The 22,544-nt window shown below is 45.4% G+C and carries 15 protein-coding genes; all 15 read left to right on the plus strand.

What is annotated here, in order from left to right:
- Positions 1-17: 17 nt before the first annotated feature.
- The 15 genes from ACTNCK_RS01815 (at position 18) to ACTNCK_RS01885 (ending at position 22,532) form a co-directional block, all read left to right on the plus strand.
- Positions 18-1,730: a methyl-accepting chemotaxis protein gene (locus ACTNCK_RS01815; RefSeq protein WP_441080625.1), complete on the plus strand. Its 1,713-nt coding sequence runs from the start codon at positions 18-20 to the stop codon at positions 1,728-1,730.
- Between the two features lie 134 nt (positions 1,731-1,864).
- On the plus strand, positions 1,865-3,028 hold the full coding sequence (locus ACTNCK_RS01820; protein ID WP_441080626.1) for a transglutaminase domain-containing protein: 1,164 nt from the start codon (positions 1,865-1,867) through the stop codon (positions 3,026-3,028).
- 8 nt (positions 3,029-3,036) lie between these two features.
- Complete coding sequence (locus ACTNCK_RS01825; protein ID WP_441080627.1) at positions 3,037-3,516, plus strand: DUF4358 domain-containing protein; 480 nt, start codon at positions 3,037-3,039, stop codon at positions 3,514-3,516.
- 8 nt (positions 3,517-3,524) lie between these two features.
- Entirely contained in the window at positions 3,525-4,988 is a 1,464-nt protein-coding gene (locus ACTNCK_RS01830; RefSeq protein WP_441080628.1) for an MBOAT family O-acyltransferase, read from the plus strand.
- Positions 4,989-4,991: 3 nt separating this feature from the next.
- Positions 4,992-6,146 carry a DHHW family protein gene (locus ACTNCK_RS01835; RefSeq protein ID WP_441080629.1) on the plus strand — a complete coding sequence of 385 codons (1,155 nt, stop codon included), beginning with the start codon at positions 4,992-4,994 and terminating at the stop codon, positions 6,144-6,146.
- Positions 6,147-6,221: 75 nt separating this feature from the next.
- A complete protein-coding gene (locus ACTNCK_RS01840; RefSeq protein WP_441080630.1) occupies positions 6,222-6,902 on the plus strand; it encodes a UDP-N-acetylglucosamine pyrophosphorylase in 681 nt (226 codons plus the stop codon).
- A 126-nt stretch (positions 6,903-7,028) separates the two neighbouring features.
- Positions 7,029-8,240 carry a type II secretion system F family protein gene (locus ACTNCK_RS01845; protein ID WP_441080631.1) on the plus strand — a complete coding sequence of 404 codons (1,212 nt, stop codon included), beginning with the start codon at positions 7,029-7,031 and terminating at the stop codon, positions 8,238-8,240.
- Between the two features lie 19 nt (positions 8,241-8,259).
- Complete coding sequence (locus tag ACTNCK_RS01850) at positions 8,260-9,180, plus strand: prepilin peptidase (RefSeq protein WP_441080633.1); 921 nt, start codon at positions 8,260-8,262, stop codon at positions 9,178-9,180.
- 23 nt (positions 9,181-9,203) lie between these two features.
- A complete protein-coding gene (gene pilM / locus ACTNCK_RS01855; RefSeq protein WP_441080634.1) occupies positions 9,204-10,982 on the plus strand; it encodes a pilus assembly protein PilM in 1,779 nt (592 codons plus the stop codon).
- A 17-nt stretch (positions 10,983-10,999) separates the two neighbouring features.
- The gene (locus ACTNCK_RS01860; RefSeq protein ID WP_441080635.1) at positions 11,000-11,674 is read left to right on the plus strand and encodes a hypothetical protein; all 675 of its coding nucleotides are present in this window, start codon (positions 11,000-11,002) and stop codon (positions 11,672-11,674) included.
- A 32-nt stretch (positions 11,675-11,706) separates the two neighbouring features.
- Positions 11,707-13,269, plus strand: coding sequence for a prepilin-type N-terminal cleavage/methylation domain-containing protein (locus tag ACTNCK_RS01865; protein ID WP_441080637.1), 1,563 nt, complete (start codon positions 11,707-11,709; stop codon positions 13,267-13,269).
- Positions 13,270-13,284: 15 nt separating this feature from the next.
- Positions 13,285-15,597, plus strand: a complete 2,313-nt coding sequence (locus tag ACTNCK_RS01870; protein WP_441080639.1) for a hypothetical protein — start codon at positions 13,285-13,287, stop codon at positions 15,595-15,597.
- Positions 15,575-16,099, plus strand: coding sequence for a prepilin-type N-terminal cleavage/methylation domain-containing protein (locus ACTNCK_RS01875; RefSeq protein WP_441080641.1), 525 nt, complete (start codon positions 15,575-15,577; stop codon positions 16,097-16,099). The genes ACTNCK_RS01870 and ACTNCK_RS01875 overlap by 23 nt, the downstream gene beginning before the upstream one ends.
- Before the next feature lie 12 nt (positions 16,100-16,111).
- Entirely contained in the window at positions 16,112-16,849 is a 738-nt protein-coding gene (locus ACTNCK_RS01880; protein ID WP_441080643.1) for a PulJ/GspJ family protein, read from the plus strand.
- Positions 16,839-22,532: a DUF5057 domain-containing protein gene (locus tag ACTNCK_RS01885; protein ID WP_441080645.1), complete on the plus strand. Its 5,694-nt coding sequence runs from the start codon at positions 16,839-16,841 to the stop codon at positions 22,530-22,532. The genes ACTNCK_RS01880 and ACTNCK_RS01885 overlap by 11 nt, the downstream gene beginning before the upstream one ends.
- Positions 22,533-22,544: the final 12 nt, after the last annotated feature.

The raw sequence follows: 22,544 nt of genomic DNA on the forward strand, positions 1-22,544 counted from the left end.
GGAAAGGAAATGGATTTATGGAGAAGAAGGAAGATGTTAGGTTTCTACGTTCAACAAGAGGCAGGATCATCATTGCAGTGCTTATAGTGATTATATGTATAATCACGGCACTTAATTTCGCAACACTGACCAGATTCGACAAGACCATTACATTGACCACAAAGAACTATATGCAGGATCTGGCCTATGCTTATGGTCATTCGATCGATGCAGAGATAAATGGAGGTATGTCGACAGACAAGGCTCTTACGGCAGGCAACCTGTCAAACGAGCTCAAGGGAGTAGGGGTAAAGGGGATAAAGTCAAGCTATGCTTATCTGGTAGACGCCAAGGGCACCATGCTTTATCATCCGTCAGCCGATAAGATAGGACAGCCGGTTGAGAACTCGGTCGTAAAGGACCTTGTATCAAAGATAGAAGCTGGTGAGACGATCCAGGAAAAGAACGAGACAGTTGAATATAATTTCAACGGAGTAAAGAAATACGCAGCATTTTATGTATCTGACAAGCAGCAGTTTATTCTTGTAATATCAGCAGACGATGCAGAGGCGAAACAGGCAGTTAACAGCACTATTGTTTCATCAACCGTTATTGGAGTGACTATCGGTTTAATTGGTATCATAATCCTTGCCCTGCTCCTTGTAGTCGCCATGCGTCCGATAAGAGAGCTCTCCAGGTTCGTAGACAAGATGTCCGACCTCGACTTCAGCCCTGATCAGGACAGCAGGAAGCTGGCTGCCAGACAGGATGAGTTCGGTATTATGGCAAGATCCATAATCAATCTGCAGAAGCGACTGATAGAGGTCATCTCCAATATCAAGGACCAGTCGTCAAAGCTCTTTGACTCGTCGAACGGTATGTATAAGCATGCTACCGATATGAACGAGACCACGAATCAGGTCGATACAGCTGTAAACGAGATAGCTCAGGGAGCCACCTCTCAGGCCAGCCAGACCCAGTCAGCCTCTGAGAATGTCATCACTATCGGAAATATGATAGAGGAGGCCAATCAGAAGGTCGATGAGCTCTATTCTACAGCCCAGAAGATTAAGGATTCCAATAAGTCAGCACTTGATATATTAGGTCAGCTGGGAGCTACAAACGAGAAGACAAAGGAGAGTATCAACCAGATAGCGGAGCAGACAAGGACCACAAACCAGTCAGCCGGCAAGATCAGGGAGGCAACCTCGATCATTGCCAATATTGCAGATGAGACAAATCTTCTTTCTCTTAATGCTTCGATCGAGGCTGCAAGAGCCGGAGAGGCCGGTAGAGGTTTTGCAGTTGTCGCTTCACAGATCCAGCAGCTCGCCGATCAGTCATCCGAGTCAGCCCAGCAGATAGAGCAGATAGTAGAGGAGCTGATGAAGGATTCGGATCAGGCAGTTTCTACTATGGACAGCGTTAAGGAGATAATCGAGCAGCAGTCTGAGAATGTCGATCAGACAAAGGAGGCCTTTGGTCAGGTATCGGCAGGTATCGATGAATCGATAGCAGCTGTTACTACGATCACAGGAAAGATGAATAAGATGGATGAAGCCAGGAAGAAGGTCGTAGAGACAGTATCCTCGCTTTCTGCTATAGCTCAGGAGAATGCCGCAAGCACAGAGGAATCATCAGCATCGGTATCTTCAATCACTACTATAGCCGACGAGATCGAGGAGTCATCCGGAGATCTTAAGGATATAGCTAAATTGCTTGATGAGGATATGAACAAATTCAAATATTAACATTAAATAAAAAGCACACGCAGTAACAGTATCTGTGCTATAATAATCTCAAACGAAACACCGCGGAAATAGCATTTTTCGCGGTGTTATATGTTATACGGAAACTGTTTTAATTATTTCAAAGGAAAGAAGTCATGAAGAAAAGAACCCTGGTGCTTCTGTCAACAGCCTTAGCAGCCGCTATTGTAGTATCCTCAGCTGGTCTCTGTGTAAATATTGCCCAGTCAAAGAGGGTTAATAGTTTCATTACCAGAGAGCTTAGGAGGCAGGCTAAGGAGGCCGAGAAGAAAAGCTCATATAAGGAAGACGGCTATAAGGTCGGAGGACAGTATGAGATCCGTTCGACAAAGGATATATCTGATGCCTACAGAAAGGGAGATGACAGCAAGCTAAGCGACGATGATAAGAAGACTTTAAAGACTGCGTCTGATATCCTGAAGAAGATCATAAAGGACGGAGATTCGGACTATAATAAGGAACTGGCCGTATACAGGTGGATGTATCAAAACATAGGACAGGGTCAGTCTACTGTGGTATCACTTCCGGCAGCAAGCGGATCTGACTTTACTCCTCAGGGAGTGCTTGTCTCTCGTCAGGCAGTCTGCGTAGGATATGCGACTACCTTCCGTATGTTCATGCAGATGCTTGGCATAGAATGTCGAATAGTCCACAATGATTATCATTCCTGGGATCTGGTCAAGCTTGATGACGGCAACTGGTATCATGTGGATGTATATACAGATGTGAGCGGCAAATGCGAGTACCAGAATTTCAATATGACAGATGCAACCGCCAAGACCGGCCATGACTGGGATCAGACAGCTCTTCCGGCAGCCGACGGGATTAAGTACACATATGCAGTACAGAATCACGATCAGGTAGCTGATCTCTATTCTGTCGTACCTGCGATAAAGAAGGAGCTTGACAAAAAGGCCTCTGAGAGGGGAAGCAGATATTTCTCATTCAAGAAAAAGTATAGCTCTGATGACCTTGGCAAGGCTGATGCTCTGGTAAACGGACTTAACGCAGCATTGCAGAGCAGCGGATATGCTACACTAAATATTAGCGGAGCATGGTATAACGGAGAAAATGACAGCTATATCCTTGGTATCTTCATAAGCGACTACTCTTCATCTAATGGCGGGACTACACTTACATCTAAGGAGAGTAAGAAGCTGGCGCAGGCCATAAGCAGGGCATTCGGAGTGGATGTGACAAGGGATCAGCTGGGACTGCCGTCAGGCAGTGATGATGCAGAACCTGAAGGAAATGGTACAGAGACAAAGATCATCAATTAGGAGTAACTATGAGAAAGAGTATTGCGATCATATTTACATTTTCTCTCTGCCTTGCCTGCCTCGCTGCCTGTGCCGGGCAGAAGAGGGCAGATGCAGTGTCTGTAGGAAAGAGGCTTACAGCCCAGGCCAAGGGCTTCCCGGACATGAAGACCATAGATTCATCTGAGAAGGATGCGGATATCAATTTTTCCACTCTCTGCGACTTTGACTATGACAAGGTAAGCTCATTCTATTATGCATACTCATCTGACGGCACAGCTCCTGAGATAGCTGTGGTTTCACTTAAGGATGTCGATGATACGGCCTGGCTTATGTCCTCCCTTAAGGATCATGTGAAGACAAGGGAGGGGACCATGCAGGAGTATTCTCCTGATCAGGTAGAGCTGGTAAAGGATTATCTGATCTCGCAGAAGAACGGAACGGTGGGTCTGTTCATAGGGAAGGGAGCCTCAGAGCTGGAGAAAAGCTTTGTAAGGGCAGTGAAGTAGGAGAGAAAATGGTATTTTCCAGTATGGTATTCCTCTGTATCTTTCTCCCGGCAGTCTTTATCCTCTACTATCTATGTCCGGGAAGGCTAAGGAATCTCTTTCTTTTTGCGGCATCTCTTCTGTTTTACTCCTGGGGAGAGCCGGTATATATTTTTATAATGATTTTTTCGACCGTCTTCGACTATGTGAACGGAAGGCTTATCGGCTATTTCCGCACAAGGGAGAGGACAGGAGCGATGAAGCTGGTCCTTTTAGTTTCGATAGCCGGGAATCTTTCAATCCTCGGCTTTTTCAAGTACACGGATTTCATTATTTCAGCTATCAATTCTTTCGCTGGTACATCGATCGGACTTCTTGACATAGCGCTTCCGGTCGGGATCTCATTCTATACCTTCCAGACCATGTCCTATACCATAGATGTTTACAGGGGCAGGATTTCTCCCCAGAGGAATCTGATAAGCTTCGGCATGTATGTCTGTCTTTTTCCCCAGCTTATAGCAGGGCCTATTGTCCGATATTCAGATATAGCCGGGGAGGTGGACGAAAGGCGGGAGAATCCATCCGATATAGCGACAGGCATCTACCGTTTCATAATTGGCCTGTCCAAGAAGGTCCTGATCGCCAACAAGGCAGGCGAGATCTATACCAATATTCAAGGTATCCATATCGACAATCTGACAGGACCTGTGGTTCTTGTTTCTGCCATAGCATATACTATCCAGATATATTTTGATTTCTCCGGATATTCCGATATGGCTATAGGGCTTGGAAAGATGTTTGGATTTCATTTCCCTGAGAATTTCAACTACCCCTACCAGAGCAGAAGCATAACGGAGTTCTGGAGGAGGTGGCATATGACTCTTGGGTCATGGTTTAGAGAATATCTCTATATACCACTCGGAGGAAACCGCAAGGGACTTCCACGGCAGCTCATAAACCTCCTTATAGTCTGGTCCCTTACCGGACTCTGGCACGGAGCCTCATGGAATTTCGTAATCTGGGGACTCTATTATTTCGCTCTTCTTATGATAGAAAAGCTCTTCATGCTGAAGGCTTACAGGAGACTTCCGGACAGGCTTGGCTTCATCAGGAATATAGTGACCATGCTTCTGGTCGTGGCCGGATGGATACTTTTCTCCCATACAGATCTTAACGAGGCCTGTATCTATCTTGGAAAGCTATTCTCACCACTATCCTGGGCAGCTGGATTTTCGTCGGCTGGCGGTCATGCCTCAGGGCTCTACAGGACTCTATATATTTTGAGATCCTCACTTCCTATCCTGCTTGTCGGTATAGTGGGTGCCACCTCCTTACCACACAGGATCTTTTCGGCAGTGGAGGCTCATTCGAAGAGGCATGGAGCTGGTCAGATATCGGATCTGCAGATGGTCGTATCGCTCATACTTGCGGGACTGTCAATAATGATTCTGGTTTCAGGCGGATTTAATCCCTTTTTGTATTTCAGGTTTTAGCCTATGAAAAAGACGAATAATATCTTCTACATTGTAGTATTCTTTGTAATATTTGCTATAACAGGACTTCTGTCAGAGCTTCATGCCCCGATGAAGGTCTCATATCTGGAAAACCGTACGCTTAGCACCATTCCGGTCTTCTCATTTAAGGGCTATAAGGATGGAACCTATCAGAAGAAGCTCGAGGAGGGAATGAAGGACCAGTCATATATCAGAAAGCCTGCAGTCAGGGTCTCGGTCCTTGTAGATGCCATTATGGGGAGACGTGACCGTAATGGAACCTATTTCAATGACAACGGGACCTATGTGAAGATGGAGACGGCCAACAGCTACAGCGACAGTAGGCTTTCGCTTAATACCAGGATACTAAAGGTCTTTGCGGAGAAGACGGGAAAGACGCTCGATCTGTGCCTTATCCCGCCGAAGGGCTCTGCCGAGCAGGACCAGCTGCCGGCCTTTGCACCTTATCTCGATTATGACCATATGACAAGGCAGGTATGGAAGGATATAAGAGGGGACAAAAGGATGAATCTTATATCTCTGGAGGCCTTCTTTGATCAGAAGCAGGAGAAGTATTTTGACACAGATCATCATTACAACAGCATGGGAGCCTATTTTGCGGCCAGATCCTACCAGAGGTCGAGAGGGCTTGACCTGATGGATTATGACTATTACTCACCGGTCACGGTCGGCAGCAATTTCCGTGGATCACTCTACAAAAAGGCTCCTCTCTATGACGCGAAATACGATATTATCGAGACCCCGTCAAAGGTTCCTGAGCTGTCGGCTGTCTACAGGTACGGATACGACGGCAGGCTTGGCAGGATCAAACGGTCAAAAAGCATATATGAGCCTGAGTATCTGTTTACCTCCGACAAGTATAGTGTATATATGGGAGGAAACCATGGACTTGCGGTGATCACCAATAAGGACGTGAAGACCGGCCCGGTGCTGCTTATGATAAAGGATTCCTATGCCAACTCAGCAGTCCCTTATCTCTGCGGGAGCTATAAGAGGATAGTGCTTATAGACCTGCGCTACTACGGAGGAAATAGCCTTCTTTCAGAGATAAGGAAGCAGGCGCCTGACAGGATAGTAGTCTGGTACGAAATGCTTGATTATGCGACCGAGAGCAGGTTTGCAAGCCTCCTTCGCTGATAAGCTCTATTGTCTATGTGATTTTAGCGTGGTATAATGATAAAAGAATATTGAATAAATATATTGGAGGGATCAATGAACTGTACAATAGAGAATATGTATGATCTGAACCATACTCTGGCCTCTGACCTGCTAAGGAAATATGTCTATCCATGGGAGGCACTTCCGGCCATAGGAGACTTCATCAGGAAGATGGGACCATCACTTGATAAGGACATATATGAGGACAGGGGGGATGATATCTATATAGCAAGGAGCGCAGTCTTTGTTAATGAGGCTACAAATACCGTGATCGGGCCATGCATCATAGGACCTGACACCCAGATCCGGCCTGGCGCCTTTATCAGGGGCAATGCCCTGATAGGAGCAGGCTGTGTGATCGGCAATTCGACAGAGATCAAGAACGACATAATCTTCGACTGTGTCGAGGTCCCTCACTACAACTATGTCGGGGATTCCATACTGGGCTTTCATGCTCATATGGGGGCCGGATCCATAACCAGCAATATAAAAAGTGACCGTACCGATGTGGTCATAAAGGATTTTTCGACAGGAGAGGAGATCAAGACAGGTCTTCGCAAGATAGGAGCCATGCTGGGAGACTATGTCGAGGTCGGCTGCAATACAGTCCTAAACCCTGGCAGCGTAGTCGGACCTCATACCAATATCTATCCGCTGTCACTGATCAGGGGAGTCATACCGCCGGATTCGATAGTGAAGAACAGGCCCGGACTAGAAACCACTTCGAAAAATTAACTTTTTTTAGAATAAAGTATTAACAAATCCTTTAGATTGTGTTAAAATTCTATAAAATATTGTTGGAGGCTTCCCGGAGACGGAAAGCAGTAGGGAAACAGGCTATAGAAAGTAAAGAGGAATAGTGTGGGTACATATAATTACACTATAATCAGGAAGGACGGAAGGCAGCTCAAGGGCAGCATGGATGCTGAAACAAAGGAGCTGGCCATAGGAGAGCTTAAGGCACAGGGGAATACTATAATCTCCCTTGAGGAGGCCAATGCTCTGAACTCAAATGTAAATATAAATATCGGCGGCAAGCCGTCGCCGAGAGATATGTCAGTCTTCTGCCGACAGTTCGTTTCGATAGTTGACGCCGGAGTTCCGGTCATATCGGCTCTGGAGATGCTTTCAGAACAGACTAATAACAAGAGACTGACTCAGGCCATACTCGACTGTAAGAAATCGATAGAAAAGGGCTCGACACTTGCAGACGCCATGGCTGATCATCCTGACTGCTTCTCAAGGATCTTTGTCACCCTGGTAAGGTCCGGTGAGGAATCAGGAGCCCTGTCCCAGTCATTCGAACGAATGGGAAAGCAGTTCGAGAAGGAGCATGCGCTAAAGGCCCTGATCAAGAAGGCGTCGATCTACCCGATCATGCTTCTGTCAGTCACCTTTGTAGTAATAGTAGTATTACTCGTAAAGGTTGTACCCCAGTTCAAGGAGATGCTCTCAGAGCTAGGCGGAAAGATGCCTGCCATTACGACCTTTGTGCTGAACGCCTCAGATTTCGCCAGGAACTACTGGTATATAATATTTACAGTGATAGCAGCCATTATCGTAAGCTTAAAGCTTATCCGGACGACCAGGGAAGGAGCCTACAGGCTCGACCAGCTGAAGCTCAAGCTTCCGGGCAAGTCACTTGCAGTAAAGCAGAATACTGCCTCATTTACCCGTACACTGGCGACTCTTCTGGCATCGGGTATACCGATGATAGATGCACTCAATATTGTAGCCGGGACCATGAAGAATCTGGTATTCGAGGATGCAGTAAATAAGTGCCGCGAGGCCGTCTCAGTCGGATCGTCACTTGCGACACCGCTGAAGGAGCATGGAGTGTTCCCGCCTCTGGTGCACCATATGGTAGGTATAGGAGAGGATACAGGTAATATCGACGGAATGCTCGACAAGGTAGCAGACTACTACGACGAGGAGGTCCGCGAGGCCACGGAGCAGCTCATAGCTCTGATGGAGCCTGTGATGATTCTTATCCTTGCAGGAATAGTAGGTTCAATAGTATTCGCTATCGTTCTTCCTATGGGCTCGATGGTATCTGCCCTCGACAATATCTGATGGAGGAAGACTGATAGAAATGGAACAAGTATTAGGATATATAGTGACAGTTCTTCTGGGACTTTGCGTTGGAAGCTTTCTGAATGTACTGATATACAGGATACCCAAAGGCGAGAATTTCGTTTCATCGAGATCCCACTGCATGAGCTGCGGACATGAGCTGGCCTGGTATGATATGTTTCCAGTCCTCTCATTTGTCTTCCTGCGGGGCAGATGCAGATACTGCAAAGAGAAGCTTAGCGTACAGTATCCGCTTATAGAGGCGGCCAATGGAGTCCTCTGGGGGCTTTGCTTTTACAGATACGGCTTATCGATGATGGGGATTCTCTGTGCAGGACTTTTATCAGCGCTTATAGTGCTTGCGGCGATAGATGCCCGTACTATGGAGATACCGTTCGGTATCAATGTCTTTATAATGATACTTGCAGTGGTAAAGGTTGTTTCAGAGCTTATATGCTCAGTGACTAAGCGGGGAATGATTCATTCCTTCCTTTACCAGTGTGCAGGAGATGAGGTAAGTCCGCTCTTCAAGTTCATCTTCTTTATGGGAAGAAATGACACCGGACACTTCAGGAGCTATATAGATTCTCTGATAGACAGCGAGGGCATAGGTCCGGTCAATATACTTATAACCCATCTGATCGGACTTTGCGCAGTGAGCGGAGCCATGCTTCTTATCCTTCTTATTTCAAAGGGAAGAGGGATAGGAGGAGGAGATGTGAAGCTTATGGCAGCCTCTGGCCTCTTTCTTGGATGGAAGCTTACCATTCTTTCACTTTTCCTCGGCTGTATAGTCGGCAGCGTGATACATCTGATCAGGATGAAGGTAAGCGGAGCAGGAAAGGTACTGGCTATGGGCCCTTATCTGGCATTGGGCATCGGGGTCAACGCTCTGTTTGGATCAGATCTGATATTCGCATATGTGAGCGCGGTAAGATAATATAAAAGATAGAAGGAGAAAACATGGCACTAACAGTCAATATCCAGCCGGGAGATAGGATCACCCTTGTCTGCCGGACAGCAAAGAAGGGAAGACACAACGCAATTACAGACCACTTTGCGTTTCCTACTCCGCTTGGAAGCGTAAGCGATGGAAAGATAGAAGATATAGATGGCTTCTCAAAGGGGCTCATGGCCCAGCTTGAGGCGCATGGTCTTAAGAACGTATCCGATGTAAACTTCTGTATTTCATCTTCGAAGATCGCTACAAGGGAGATCACTCTTCCGAGACTTCGTGACAAGCAGATAGCTTCTATGATAGAAGCGAATTCCGACGATTATTTCCCGGTGGATATGAAGCAGTACAAGCTGACATATTCCATCCTTGACGATGAGCCAGCTGTGGCTCCAATAGTAAGAGTAAAGGAAAAGGATAAGGATAAGGGCAAGGAAGCCGCAGACAAGTCAGCTCCAAAGCAGCAGGATGGGGTCAGGGTCATCCTCAAGGCAGCCCCTAAGGACCTTCTGAATTCCTACGTGGGACTGGCCCAGAAGATGCTCGTCCATATAAAGATAATGGACTCATCCGATAATGCCCTGCTACAGACCTTCAGGAGCTCTCCTATAAACGGAAGCGTCTGCTATGCTTATATAGCTCCTGAGAGGATAGAGTGTACATTCCTCTCGGATGGAAGCTATGTGATGCAGAGATCCTTCACCTATGGAGGTGATGAGCTAATAGAGCCTGTCCTCGATCAGGAGAGAAAGGGTGAGGGAGAATACTTCGAGATCTACAAGGCCCTGACCTCACCGGAGGCTGCTGGACGGATTAAGAGAGATACTGCTGAGCAGCTGCTAGAGAGAGTTATCTCATCCATAGGCCGCGCCTGTGACTATGTCCATACGACAAAGAACAAGCCTGTAAACGGTATCGTGCTGTTAGGGCCATGTGCTCATCTGCCTTATCTTCGTGAAGCGATACAGGATAGCACAGGTATAGATACAGCCTTCATGGAGAACATCCAGGAGTTTTCTCCTATAGTAAACGGAAGCGCTGAGATTGCATGCTACTCAGGAGTTGCAGGCTGTGTGATCGATCCTGTGGATCTGATACCTGATGCCTATCTTCTTGCCAGAGGCCAGAAGGGAGCGGCAGGCACAGATGATTCCTTTGCTACCGCTATAGCTGTTGCGGTCATCTTTGCGGCAGTAGGCATAATCCTCGGACTTTTCTCAGTCCTCCAGTACAACAGCTCCAAAAGAGAGCTCGAGTCCATGAAGACCGAGATGGAGGCATTGAAGCCAGCCAAAGAAACTTATGACAGATATGTTCTTTATTCGAAGAACTCTGACGATATAGATGTTATAAAGAAGGACGCAGGCGGCAATAATGCCAATATGAGAAAGTTCTTCGAGGAGGTAGAGTCAAGGATGCCTTCAGACCTTCTCTTCCTCTCGGCTTCATGCACCCAGACCAATGTGGTTCTGTCGTGTGAGACCAAGAATGATATGGACAGCGCGGCAAATGTTATCCATACCTTCAGGGACTTTGATTCGATCAAGGTCACAGACGTGACAACTCCTTCTGTCACCGAGCAGGAGAGTCAGGGAGGCGGCAAGATGCTTAGCTTCGAGATCACCTGTATATTCCCTAATGACGGATCTATGGCAGGAAACGAGGCGGCAGGAATCGAGAACCAGACAGACACTACGACAGACACAGGCTCCTCATCATCGAGCAGCTCTTCATCATCAAGTAGTTCACAGTCGAGCAGCTCCTCATCGGGAAGCTCTGATCAGTAAGAAAGGGGAGAAACAGGATGGCAACACTTTCTAAAAGAGATATAAAGATACTTATAGTATTAGCAGGTATTCTGGTTCTTCTGTTATGCTACCTTCTGGTATACAGGAATTTCACCAACAAGAAAGATGAGGCAGACCAGCAGATAGCCCAGCTTCAGCCTGAGCTAGACAAGCTGAGGGAATACGAGGCCAACAAGCAGGAGTATATAGACGGTATAGAGGCAGCCAAGGCCAATATCAGTGCAGTCCTCCCTACACTTCCTACAGAGGTTCTTACCGAGGATGAGCTGGTATTCGCAAAGAGGTTCGAAAAGGACCTTGGTGTGGATGTGACAGAGGCGACATTCTCTGATCCGGTCACAGTAGAGCAGTTCAAGAGTGTGACAGAGGATACTATAGATGATCCGTCGAGACAGGTGGATATGACAGTCTACAAGAAGCCTATGACCTTATCGGTCAAGATGGACTACGACCAGTTCAAGGATGGCATGGATTACATCTTTGACCAGGATACTCTTAAGGGCTTTGATACTATCACAGCCGACTATAATGCAGAGGAGAGAAATCTGGATGTTTCTGTATCTGTCAACTCCTATTACACGACCTACAAGGATGCGCCTGAGACAGAGCATGATATACCTGAGGTTGATACAGGAGTCGCTAACCCGTTCGGCACCAGAGCATCACAGTAATACACGGGGGTTATGGCAAGGAGGAATGGATCATGTCAAGGAGAGACAGACAAACATATAAGGCAGGAGTATCCGGCGATGCCGGATTCTCCCTGCTGGAGCTGATAGTGTCGGTGGCTATCCTTGCCATCATCATTACTCCGCTTCTGACCGCCTTTGTCGTATCGTCAGGGTCGGTTTCCAAGTCCAAGCGTACAGCCGACCAGAATGCGGCTGCACAGACAGTATACGAGAAGATAAAGGACAAGCCCGGCGATTATTTCTTCAAATGGGCCAGAGGAGAGAACAAGAAAAATACAGATCCAAATGCTGTATCAGATGATGACAAACGGAAGGGATATGAGAAGCTCCTTTCTTATTTTGGTACAGCTCCTGATACAACTATAGAAAACTCTGTGATAAATACCGGTTGGACTGGCAGCAATAAAAAGAAAAACGACAACCACGGAGACATAGTTTATCTGGCTATACCAAATATCTATCAGAACGGTACTACTAAGTATTCGGCAACTGTCACTATCCAGGCAGGACTTGGAAATGATTCGGCGTTAACCGGAAATATTGCTGACCTTGTAAAAGGAACATCCATTTCAGATATGAATGAGAAGCTCAGGACCCAGCCTATGTCCTTTGACAATATCTTCGTCCAGCCAACTGATCCAAGTATCGATCCTGATAAGCTTGCTTTTTCGACTATTTCCAGTAAGGATACTATAATAAAGCAGAAGAGAAGAATCTATGTCCATTTCACTACAGATGTCTCGGGACCTGATGGTGATAAGGAGACATATGTGAAGCCGGTTGTGGCATACTGCTATGATATCACCTATATTCACGAGAAGCACATGATCCGCCTTTACGCATATCCTACCTACGATAGTACGACAAGGACTATCTCCGTGACTACCAAAAAGACTGTTGACGGGGCTATAACGAGTCTTGCCACAGGAGAGGAGGCCGGCTTTCTTGACGACTCCTTTTCCAGCATCAAGTACAAATATATGAAGGATGGGAAGCAGGTCACTGCCCCGATCAATTTCTTTGTATGCTATCAGCCTTTCTATCAGTCAACGGAGAAGACCTACAAGGAGGATGTGATAATAGACAATCTTGACGGGGTCAAGGGTGACGTCTATATAGTAAAGCAGAATGGTAATGAAACAAGTACATACGGAGGCAGGGTAAGGCTTCTTGAGAATCATGATGGTACCACTGAGCCTGACCTTCTCGTGCATACCAATATGGGACTTAAGGATGATCTTGAGACGGCTCTTCCAGGCAGATATGACTTCAGAAAGTTCTATGATATAGATGAGAGTAAGCTTCAGAGCTTTTTTTCAAGGCTAAGCGGGACATCATCATCAACGGATCCGGTGGTAGACGTCTGGTATGTGGACGGGTCGGATGATGACAGCTTCAAGCATCTGATCAGCCAGAAGGCTGAGGAGCATCTCTACAGTGTCACTATCCGTATCTATGACAGCCTGCAGCTTGCTGCAGCTGGAGGCTCATATGGCTTTAGCAATGGTTATTATACTGCGTCAGGTTCAAATATAGAGCCCAGATATACACTTACTGGTATAAAGCGCGGATAAGCAGGTGGTTATTATATGAACGAGATGAAACGGGAAAAGGGAAAGAAGAGAATACTAAGGATACTTAAGGGTAATAACGGCGGGAACTCTCTGGTTCTTGTCGTTGTTGTGATGTTTGTGGTCATGCTGCTGGGGCTTGCCATACTTTATTCCAGCTATACATCAGTGATATTAAGATACAGCCAGAGGAAGAGCGAGAAGACCTTCAGCTCGGCAGAGACAGGTATGGAGCTTATACGTGAGGGTCTCTCAGAGGTAAACTCCGATGCCATAGCAGCCGGATACAAGGGCCTTCTGCAGAATTTCAGCAAGGATCAGGATACCAATAAGGCGACCTTTGCAAACGCTTATCTTGCTGATATAGTGACATCGGCAAAGGGCGATAGCGGAAAGATCCTTTTTCCGGAAGCGGCTACAGGGCTTAAAGGGGCAGTTAATCCAACAAAATACAGCGTAGCTGCTCTTGATGATTTCCTAAATGGCAGGATAAGCAGAGGATCGGAATACAAGCTTTCTGCAATGGTAGATGGTGCAGAAAATAGTGATACTGGAAGCGTCTTTGTGACCAAAAACAACGACATAATTCTTCGTGGAGTCCGTCTGGTCTATAAGAGGAATGGATACGAGGAGCAGATAACTACAGATTTCAGGCTGACAGTTCCGGCAGCATCTATAAGCTCTAGGTATGTAGGTTTTAATGATGCACTAAAGAATTATAACTTTATTGCTGATCAGGGGCTTCGTCTCTACAGATACGGAGAGACCGGTCGTAATCCGGCCAACAGTACCTTTGAAGGCAGTGGATATGCAGGGAAGGTAGTATTTGGAGCAGGAAATCTGACAGTAAATAAGAATCAGACACTTATAGTCGGTCGCACCAGGATTGGCAAAATGAATCCTGACGATACATTTGTCGCTGAAAAATATGGCTTATCTGATAAGAGGACCTCGGGAGATATCTCATTTGCCACCTCTAATGATCCGGCAGGTCATATAGTTTTAAATGAGGGTTCCAGCCTCTGGGTAAACAATATAAATTTGAATAAGGGCTCGAAACTTGAATCAAATGATGGGTCTCATATCTATATAAGAGACGACCTTGATTTCGGGACAGGTGGAACTGCGACATTAAAGGGAAACTATTACGGCTTCGGAAATGGTCTTGACTTTGATGGGAAAAAGAGTGATAGCCCTATGGATTCAAGCTCCATAATCTTCAATAAGAAGGGTACCCTTGATATCAGCAATATTTCAAGTCTTACCATTGCCGGAAAGAGCTTTGTGACTGAGTCATCGACAGCTACTGACAAGAGTTCGGGGATGGGCTCATCTATAACGACAAGGTCCGAGCAGCTTGCCTATCTTGTCCCTGACAGCTTCTTTGCTACAAAGGATGGAAGTACTGATCAGTTTACAAATCCGAGGATCATAAGTACTGCTGATGATGAGGCAAATGATGTGAGTCGGGACAAGGCGCTTGAATCGATCGATTGGGCAAAGTTTACTAAAAAGACAGATAAGCTTTCAGAGCCTCTGTCATATTATGGTATCACTGGTAGAGATGGTATAAAGGTTCTTACCTACAATACCCCTGGCAATGACAGTCAGTGCGTTAGATACTATTTCCTGAACTTTACGGATACAACAGAGAGGACAGCCCAGCAGAACGCCAACGCTTATTTCAAGGATTACTTTGAAAATAATAAGGAGGAGGTAAGCTCCTATATCTCGGGCTATGCTGATCTGATAGGCTTTGATACAAAAGGGGCCTCTGTCCGTTCGGCCGGGACCACCATTGAGGGTAAGGAAGGGAAATATAATGTGATCGGTGGAGGCACAAGCTCAGATGATGAGGCAAAGACATATAATGAGAATTACAGGAAGCTTTCAGATACGCTGAACCTGAATTCAGACGGGAATTCGACACCATTCCATACCTTTATAGATGTACAGAAGCTTCACGAGCTGTGTAAGAATCAAAAAGATGAACCTGTGACAGTAAAGCTGAATAATCATGTATATGATACAACTGGGCAGCATGATGTTGTTGTAGGCGCTTATTGTGGAGATCTGGATTACCACGGTTACAGCAATGGCTACTATGTACTTGTAGTAGACGGAAATGTAAAGATCAGTGGTAACTTTGAGGGAATTGTACTTTGCTCCGGAACACTTGATATTTCTGTAACTCAACAAATGAAGATACAGAATCTTGGTGTTAAGGCCCTTAAGGAAACAGATCTCTGGAGAGGAGCCCATGGCAGCACATCTTCATCTGAGACAAATAAATGGGAGGACGTGACCTATGAGAACTGGAAAAAGGACTGACAGCGGCTTTACACTGATAGAGATAGTGATCGTCGTTGCGATAATCGCAGTCCTTACTGGAGTGATAATCGCTTCGATAAATCCGGTTCAGGCAACAGCCGCCAAGAAGGCCGCCGCAAATACCAGGGATGCTCTTCTGACCGGCAAGCAGTATGCTCTTACCCGTGGAAACACCGGGACCTATATGGTAATAAGCAGAGGAGATGATCTGATTGCTGATTTCTATGTAAATGGCAGTAAGCTTGACACGGAGACCGTATCGACGAGAAAGTTAAATGTGAAGTTCAATAACGGTTCTACTGATCTCTTAGGTGATAGTCTCTACATCGCCTTTGACAAGGGAAGCGGAGCTCCCAAGCTCTTCTATACAGGAAGCTCCTATGATTCGAGTAAGACGCTTACTGATTCAAAAACCCGGACCATCACTATTACGGGCGGTGGAGTGACCTATGATCTTACTATTTCAGGCCTTACCGGAAGAGTCGATATGGTAAGGAAGTAAACGGAGGCGACTATGGCAGCTAATAAAAGAAGATCATTAAAGGACAACGGAGGCTTCACTCTGCTGGAGCTTGTGGTTTCAATGGCTATAATGACCATTATCATCCTGATCTGCGGTCAGTTCATGATCACCTCGGCCAACACCTACTCCAATCTGCAGAGAAGCGTAAGCCTCTCACAGGCATCCAAGCAGGTAAGCGAGCAGATGTCAGAGAATTCCATAGACAGCTCGGCTGCGGTAGTAGGCGGAACGGATAGCGGAGCTGGGGTGAGCTTTGACGGAAGCTCTCCTGTATACTTTGTCGAGTACACAGGAAAGTATCAGACTGCTTCATCACAGCTACATAATACCACGGGGACCTATGATCCAAAGGGCAATCTCTATATCATACATGCCTATAAGTATGACAACACTACAAAGACTCTATACTACGGGCAGACAAGCCCAATGACGCTTGGCGCGGCAGCGACTGCTTCTTTAGATACATCTATAAGCTATGAGAAGCTCTGCGAGAATTTCGATGATAATGGATTTACTGCCAGTCTTGAGATATCAATGGAGCCATCAGCAGTGCAGAAGGACAGCCCGATAAACTATGCAGACAGGTTTTCCATGACACTGTCTCTTAAGAAGAGGGATAAGAAGTTTAAGAACGTGACAGACACTACATTCCGTGGACGTACTGTCTGGGCGAAAGATTTTAGTACACTTGCAAAGGACCCATATTTGGAGGAAGTCAATGAAAGGTAAGTCAGTAAAGCAGATAATCGTAAAGCGTGTGCTGCCGGCGGTACTTGCAGCCTCCATGATAGCAACAGCAGCAGAGTGGAGAAACCTTAGAATGATGAGGGCAAAGGCAGCGACCTCCCTCCCTGGTATAGAAAATATCATAAGCTCTCTCATCGGACCATCAGGAAGCTACAATATCCTTGAGGTGGCGCCAGGAAAGGGTGAGTTCGGATACTATGTGGCTGGCCAGGAGCCTGTTAAGTTTGAGGATACTCTAAAAGAAAAGACCAGTATCGATGATAGAAAAAAATGGGCTAATGACTATCTGAATGGCCTTGAGGACAAGGGTATACTCTCGTCCACCGACGATACTCCTCTTACCTCATCGACAAAGGATTCAAAGGAAGCCTATACTGAGTATTATCCATGGCAGGACCTTCCTACAGATGATTATTCTACGCTTTCTCTGGGCCATGACGAGTCAATGAAAGCAAACGGCACTCCCAAGGAGACTGAGGGAGGGGCCTTTTCTGTAGATTCATCCTCATTTCAGTTCAATAAGAGCGGGGGAGACTATGTTCAGAACATAAGCTTCTCCAATCCTTTAGATTCTCTTAGCTCGCAGTTCGCGAATGATTCTGATTTTGACTCAAGAAAGACCAGCTATGTCTTTTATAAGCCTGTTTTTGATTCTGTCAGCAAAAAGGATGTAAATAAGATAGACAGTACAAATGATAGCTCCTATTTCCATTTCTCGGCTGAAAAAAATCTGCCTCTCTACAGTCTCTCTGATGATGGAAAGCAGGTCTTTGATCAGGCTGCCTCTGAGGACAGGGAGTTCAAGGCCGGCAATCAGTATTTTGCAATAAAGACTATTACAGAAGTAAAGACAGGATCCGATATGGATGGATCTCTAACTGATCTTGAAAAGGCTGGCTGGTATGCTGCCCAGATAGATACTGTAAAGGGCTTTACCAAGGCAGGTTCTGGACAGAGAGGTTATTTTGATCTGGATCTTTCATCATTTAAGTATGTGGGAAAAGGAAACGGAAACTATGACCTTACCAATGCATCTGCTGATGATAATGGTAAATACCAGATAATCTATGATCAGATCAGATACAAGGGAGGATATACAAACAACAACTGGTTCGCAAAGAAGATCCTCGACTGCTCAGAAACTTCTGATATAGATGCTATAAGCAGCAGGATAAATGTGACAGTCGTATCTCCTTCATCGGTACCGGCTGATCTCAGCTCATATGGTCTTGTGGTCATATCCTCTGAAGGCAAGGATATCGGCCTTACTTCTGATGCAAAGACAACCCTTGCTGCATATGCAAAGGGCAAGGGAGCTCTTCTGATAGACGGCAGGGCTATTTCTGATAATAATTTCCTTACTTCAGCCGGAGTTTTATCAGATAAGATAAGCGGAAGCTATCCAAACGGATATGTCGACAAGAGCATATATCTGGTAAGGACAGGCAAGGACGAAAGAAAGGGGCTTGTCACATCTGATCTTACCAAAAAGTATGAAGATAGCGACTATAAGAGCTCAGGATCGGCCTTCAATGAGGTCTATCAGAATATAGAGGAGGAAAACTTCCTTCGTAAGCAGAAGAACAGGAATACCTCTGACCTTTTATCTGAGGATGTATCCATGGCCTCATGCATCCAATATATTATTAGCAATAATGTATCTACAGTCAGGAATAAGAAGACAAAGGTCAGGATCCTTGACATAGAGCCGGAGGAGACATCTGAGATAACTAAGGATGGAAAGCTTAAGGAGGAACTGAGAAAGAACTGGTTTGGAGACTCCTTCAAGTCAGATGCCATTACGGTTACAACCATGTCCACAAGGAAGCTTGTCGGAAAGACAGAGGACATATCCGAGAACTATGATCTGGTATATGTAGGAAAAGGCACTGTTCGTGAACCTAAATATTCTGATACGGCAATGAAAGGCCTTTATTACTATAATATAGGTGACTATTCATATATAGACCAGAATAACCGTCTGAATATGGATGGTAATCATGGAGATGCTTCAGCGACTATCGGTATGAACGTGACCGACTATGATAATTGGACCGGAAGTGCCCAGTACCGCAGATCGGGAAATGATATCACGCCAAGAAAGCTCAAGGAGCTTCAGGCCTTTGTAAGGGCCGGACATCCTGTGATCATATCAGATGATCTGATGCAGGATAAGAGTCAGATATCTGTTGGCTTTTCTGATATCAGTCTCGACACATCGACTGGCCAGGCCTTACTAAAAGTCACTCCTATTGTAAAAAATTTCGGAAAGGAAGAGGTGAAGTACAGTTATCAGTGGTATCGTTGCCGGGCAAATAATGGAGGTAATTTTGCCCCGGGTAAGTTTGAGAATATTCCTTCTGCAAATGGAGACAGCTATGTACTTAAGGGTGATGAGGTAAATAAATATAGCAGCTATGCCTATTACTGCCAGATTACAGGAGTAACCGTGGCTGGTAAGACCTATACGCCAGATAAGACTGTAGTAAGCCGGATCATTGTTACGAAGATCACTGATTCATCCTGTACGGCAACTGATACGAAAAGCGGGTCCTACTATATAAAGGATGATGGCTCTAAGGATTATACTGAGCAGACATTCATCTATCAGTCATGGGATAATAAGATAGCACCACCACCTTATGTCAATAGTTATATCAACTGGAATAATCAGGAAAATTATGACTACTACTGGCAGGATGTAAATGATCCGTCAACAGTGGTGCAGGGCGCGACAGCTGATATCAGCAGCTGGAAGAATGGCTCAGTTATCCAGGCCTTTGCAAAGGATAAGAAAAGTAATAAGATAAGGTTTGCTTCCAATAAATGGAAGGTGACATCGTCTGTTACTGCAAGCACTACTATTTCGGATAAGTATCCTTCAAAGGGAAGTAAGTTTGCTTATACGTTGAATCTGGGACAGACCAAAGCTGCCTCGATAAGTACCAGACGTGTTGATTATTTTTCGAAGCTTTATAGCTTCCTGACTGAGGCAATAGGCTATGATAATGTATGGCAGTCCAAGAGTGTCACACCTGTTACTGTTTCAAGATATGTAAATATTTCGTCTCCTGAGATAGAGATCGTAAAAGCACCGGAATCCTATGATGGGAATGGCAAAGGAATCCTTACAGACGATACTCTTACAGTAAGCTTTAAGATCGTAAACGCTACCGACCCGTCACCATCCACCACTACATATACCGGATCTTTCTATTTCGATAGTGACGGTAATGGTCTCTATACTGATGAGGAGAAGGTGGCTGATCTGGCAGTTGCCGGTGATGATGGAAGCAGTGATCAGAACTATGGAGAGAGCATGAAGGGTGGTCTTACTAAGGATGACGCTCCTACATATACTGCGTCAGTGATCCTGCCTGAGCAGATGGTCGGGGCAGTGAACTGGAGGCTTGTCGTGACCCAGAACCCGGATGTCAGCGGTGGATCAGAATATCTTCCTCATGCTTCTGTCAGCCGTATCTGTTATAAGCCGGCGACAAATGGTAAAAAGCCGGTAATAGATGTGCTTCAGGTAAACTCTGATACCCGTCTGAATAACAGGAGGGTTTATAATCTTGAGGAAGCAAATAAGTCGGAAAATATAGCAAAAACATATATCTCTCAGTATCATCAATGGCTTAGAAACGAAACGGTTACTGATAAGTACAAGATAAATATTGTAACTGTCTGTGCAAAAGACTTCAATAATATGAAGTATCCAAATGGAAGGGAAAAGAGGACTATAGAAAGAGATGGTGATGAATATACCATTGAGTCAGGAGGAGATATAAATCTCGATGCCTATGATATGATAATCCTCGGTTTTTCGGATATGTATCAGTCTCTCGACCGGAATTCATGCTACAGGATCCAGGATTTTGCTGATTCAGGAAAGTCTGTCCTCTTCACCCATGATAATTCATCCCATGCTTATCTGACAAAGAATAATACGGATGTATTCGGATGGTACATTAAAGATAGCCCAAATCCAAACCATAATGCTCATCCAGAAAATAAGAATGCCTATGCCTGGGCTGCCTTTGATTTCAATACTACTCTTCGGTCTCTTGATAAGATGGATGTATATGGAATCACAGATACGAAGCTGGGTTCAGGAGGTGTTAGAAAATGGAATGTGACGGACAAGGATGACAAACCTGTACAGGACGGCTTCCTTGCCAATCTTAATCCTCAGGCAGGAATGACAGAAAATCAGGCTTATGGGAATGGGTCAAGTAGGGTAATAACTACTAAGCAGCTGACGGCTGAACAGATAAGTATGCTTAAGAATGCTGGATATTCTATAGCCTATAAGCCAGAGTCTGTTGAAAACCCAACAGGAGAGGTTAAAACTGTTCCTCAGACACAGGCCTATACCGATGGACTTCTGGACAGATGGAAATTCAACAAAGGAGATATTAGATACTATACAAAAGATGATTTTAGTAAGCTGCAAACTGATCATGTAAAACAGGTAAATAAGGGAACTATCACTACCTATCCTTATTATCTGAATAACGAGGATCTGCTGAAGGTATCTAATACGCACTGTCAGTACAGTCAGCTGAACCTTAACTCTGACAATATTGTTGTCTGGTATACACTTTCCAGATCTAAAAATGGTAATTCATATTATCGTGATCAGAATGTGGCTAACGACTACTATCTTTTCAGCTGTGACAATATCTTCTATACAGGTGCCGGACATCAGGATAACCCTACCGAGGCAGAGGCCAAGCTCTTCATCAATACTATGATAGCTGCCTACAGACAGCAGGCCTCCAAGCCTAAGGCCTACTTTACTGGCTCTGCGACCAGCAGGAAGCAGGTATCAAGCTATCTGGTCCAGACAGGCGGAAAGACCATGTCGGCTATAGATGTGCTGAGAAACTATATAGAGGACTTCACAGGAAATGATACCAGCCAGTATACCGATGAGGACTTCAAGGGATTATCCCCGATGAAGGATCTGGGAATGACAGAGGCTGATATCAATACCGCTGCCAAGGCAGCAGCTATAAGGCTTGCCTATTCTATGACGAATGATGCAGGAAATCGTGGAACGGAGGCTATTAACAGGATTGAAAATAAGAGCTATGGTCCTTGGCTTGATTCCAGTGGTAATGTGATAGATGGTATTAAGAATGATACTACAGTCCAAGAGATCTGCGCCGGTATCAACACATTGTTGATCGGCAAACCCGCGACCTATAATGCGGCAGTGCCTGGACTTACACCTGATAAGGACTCCTTCAGAGATCAGAAGTATTACTTCACTATAAGGGATGATAACACAGGTACAAAGACCATCACTCCTAAGTTCTATCTCTACAGCACAAAGCAGATAGAAGGCATTGATAATAATAAATTTACGAGGTCTGAGGAGAAGACGGGTGATAGGATTACAGGCTACTACTACGATATAACTTCTTATGTAACCGAGTATGAGCCTAAGTCAGATAACGTCACTACAAGCTTTAGCAGCAACAAGATATACGGACTGAAGCTTAACGAAGATAACCCGGCTCTCGACCAGCTTATGGAGAAGGGGACAGTGACTATAGCGATCGAGCCTTCTGTAAAGGTGAAGTCAAAGAATAAGACCATGACAGGACAGAAGACAAAGGTAACTATCAATACAGCTGGACTTCTCTCACTTGGCTAAGAGACATGAAAA

The organism is Candidatus Weimeria sp. HCP3S3_B5 (assembly GCF_052064335.1).
Lineage (GTDB): Bacteria > Bacillota > Clostridia > Lachnospirales > Lachnospiraceae > Weimeria.

Coding starts and splice junctions, on each gene's coding strand:
- ACTNCK_RS01825 (WP_441080627.1), top strand. CDS start 3,037: ATGAGAAAGAGTATTGCGATCATATTTACATTTTCTCTCTGCCTTGCC.
- ACTNCK_RS01815 (WP_441080625.1), top strand. CDS start 18: ATGGAGAAGAAGGAAGATGTTAGGTTTCTACGTTCAACAAGAGGCAGG.
- ACTNCK_RS01840 (WP_441080630.1), top strand. CDS start 6,222: ATGAACTGTACAATAGAGAATATGTATGATCTGAACCATACTCTGGCC.
- ACTNCK_RS01865 (WP_441080637.1), top strand. CDS start 11,707: ATGTCAAGGAGAGACAGACAAACATATAAGGCAGGAGTATCCGGCGAT.
- ACTNCK_RS01820 (WP_441080626.1), top strand. CDS start 1,865: ATGAAGAAAAGAACCCTGGTGCTTCTGTCAACAGCCTTAGCAGCCGCT.
- ACTNCK_RS01835 (WP_441080629.1), top strand. CDS start 4,992: ATGAAAAAGACGAATAATATCTTCTACATTGTAGTATTCTTTGTAATA.
- ACTNCK_RS01870 (WP_441080639.1), top strand. CDS start 13,285: ATGAACGAGATGAAACGGGAAAAGGGAAAGAAGAGAATACTAAGGATA.
- ACTNCK_RS01875 (WP_441080641.1), top strand. CDS start 15,575: ATGAGAACTGGAAAAAGGACTGACAGCGGCTTTACACTGATAGAGATA.
- pilM (WP_441080634.1), top strand. CDS start 9,204: ATGGCACTAACAGTCAATATCCAGCCGGGAGATAGGATCACCCTTGTC.
- ACTNCK_RS01850 (WP_441080633.1), top strand. CDS start 8,260: ATGGAACAAGTATTAGGATATATAGTGACAGTTCTTCTGGGACTTTGC.
- ACTNCK_RS01880 (WP_441080643.1), top strand. CDS start 16,112: ATGGCAGCTAATAAAAGAAGATCATTAAAGGACAACGGAGGCTTCACT.
- ACTNCK_RS01860 (WP_441080635.1), top strand. CDS start 11,000: ATGGCAACACTTTCTAAAAGAGATATAAAGATACTTATAGTATTAGCA.
- ACTNCK_RS01830 (WP_441080628.1), top strand. CDS start 3,525: ATGGTATTTTCCAGTATGGTATTCCTCTGTATCTTTCTCCCGGCAGTC.
- ACTNCK_RS01885 (WP_441080645.1), top strand. CDS start 16,839: ATGAAAGGTAAGTCAGTAAAGCAGATAATCGTAAAGCGTGTGCTGCCG.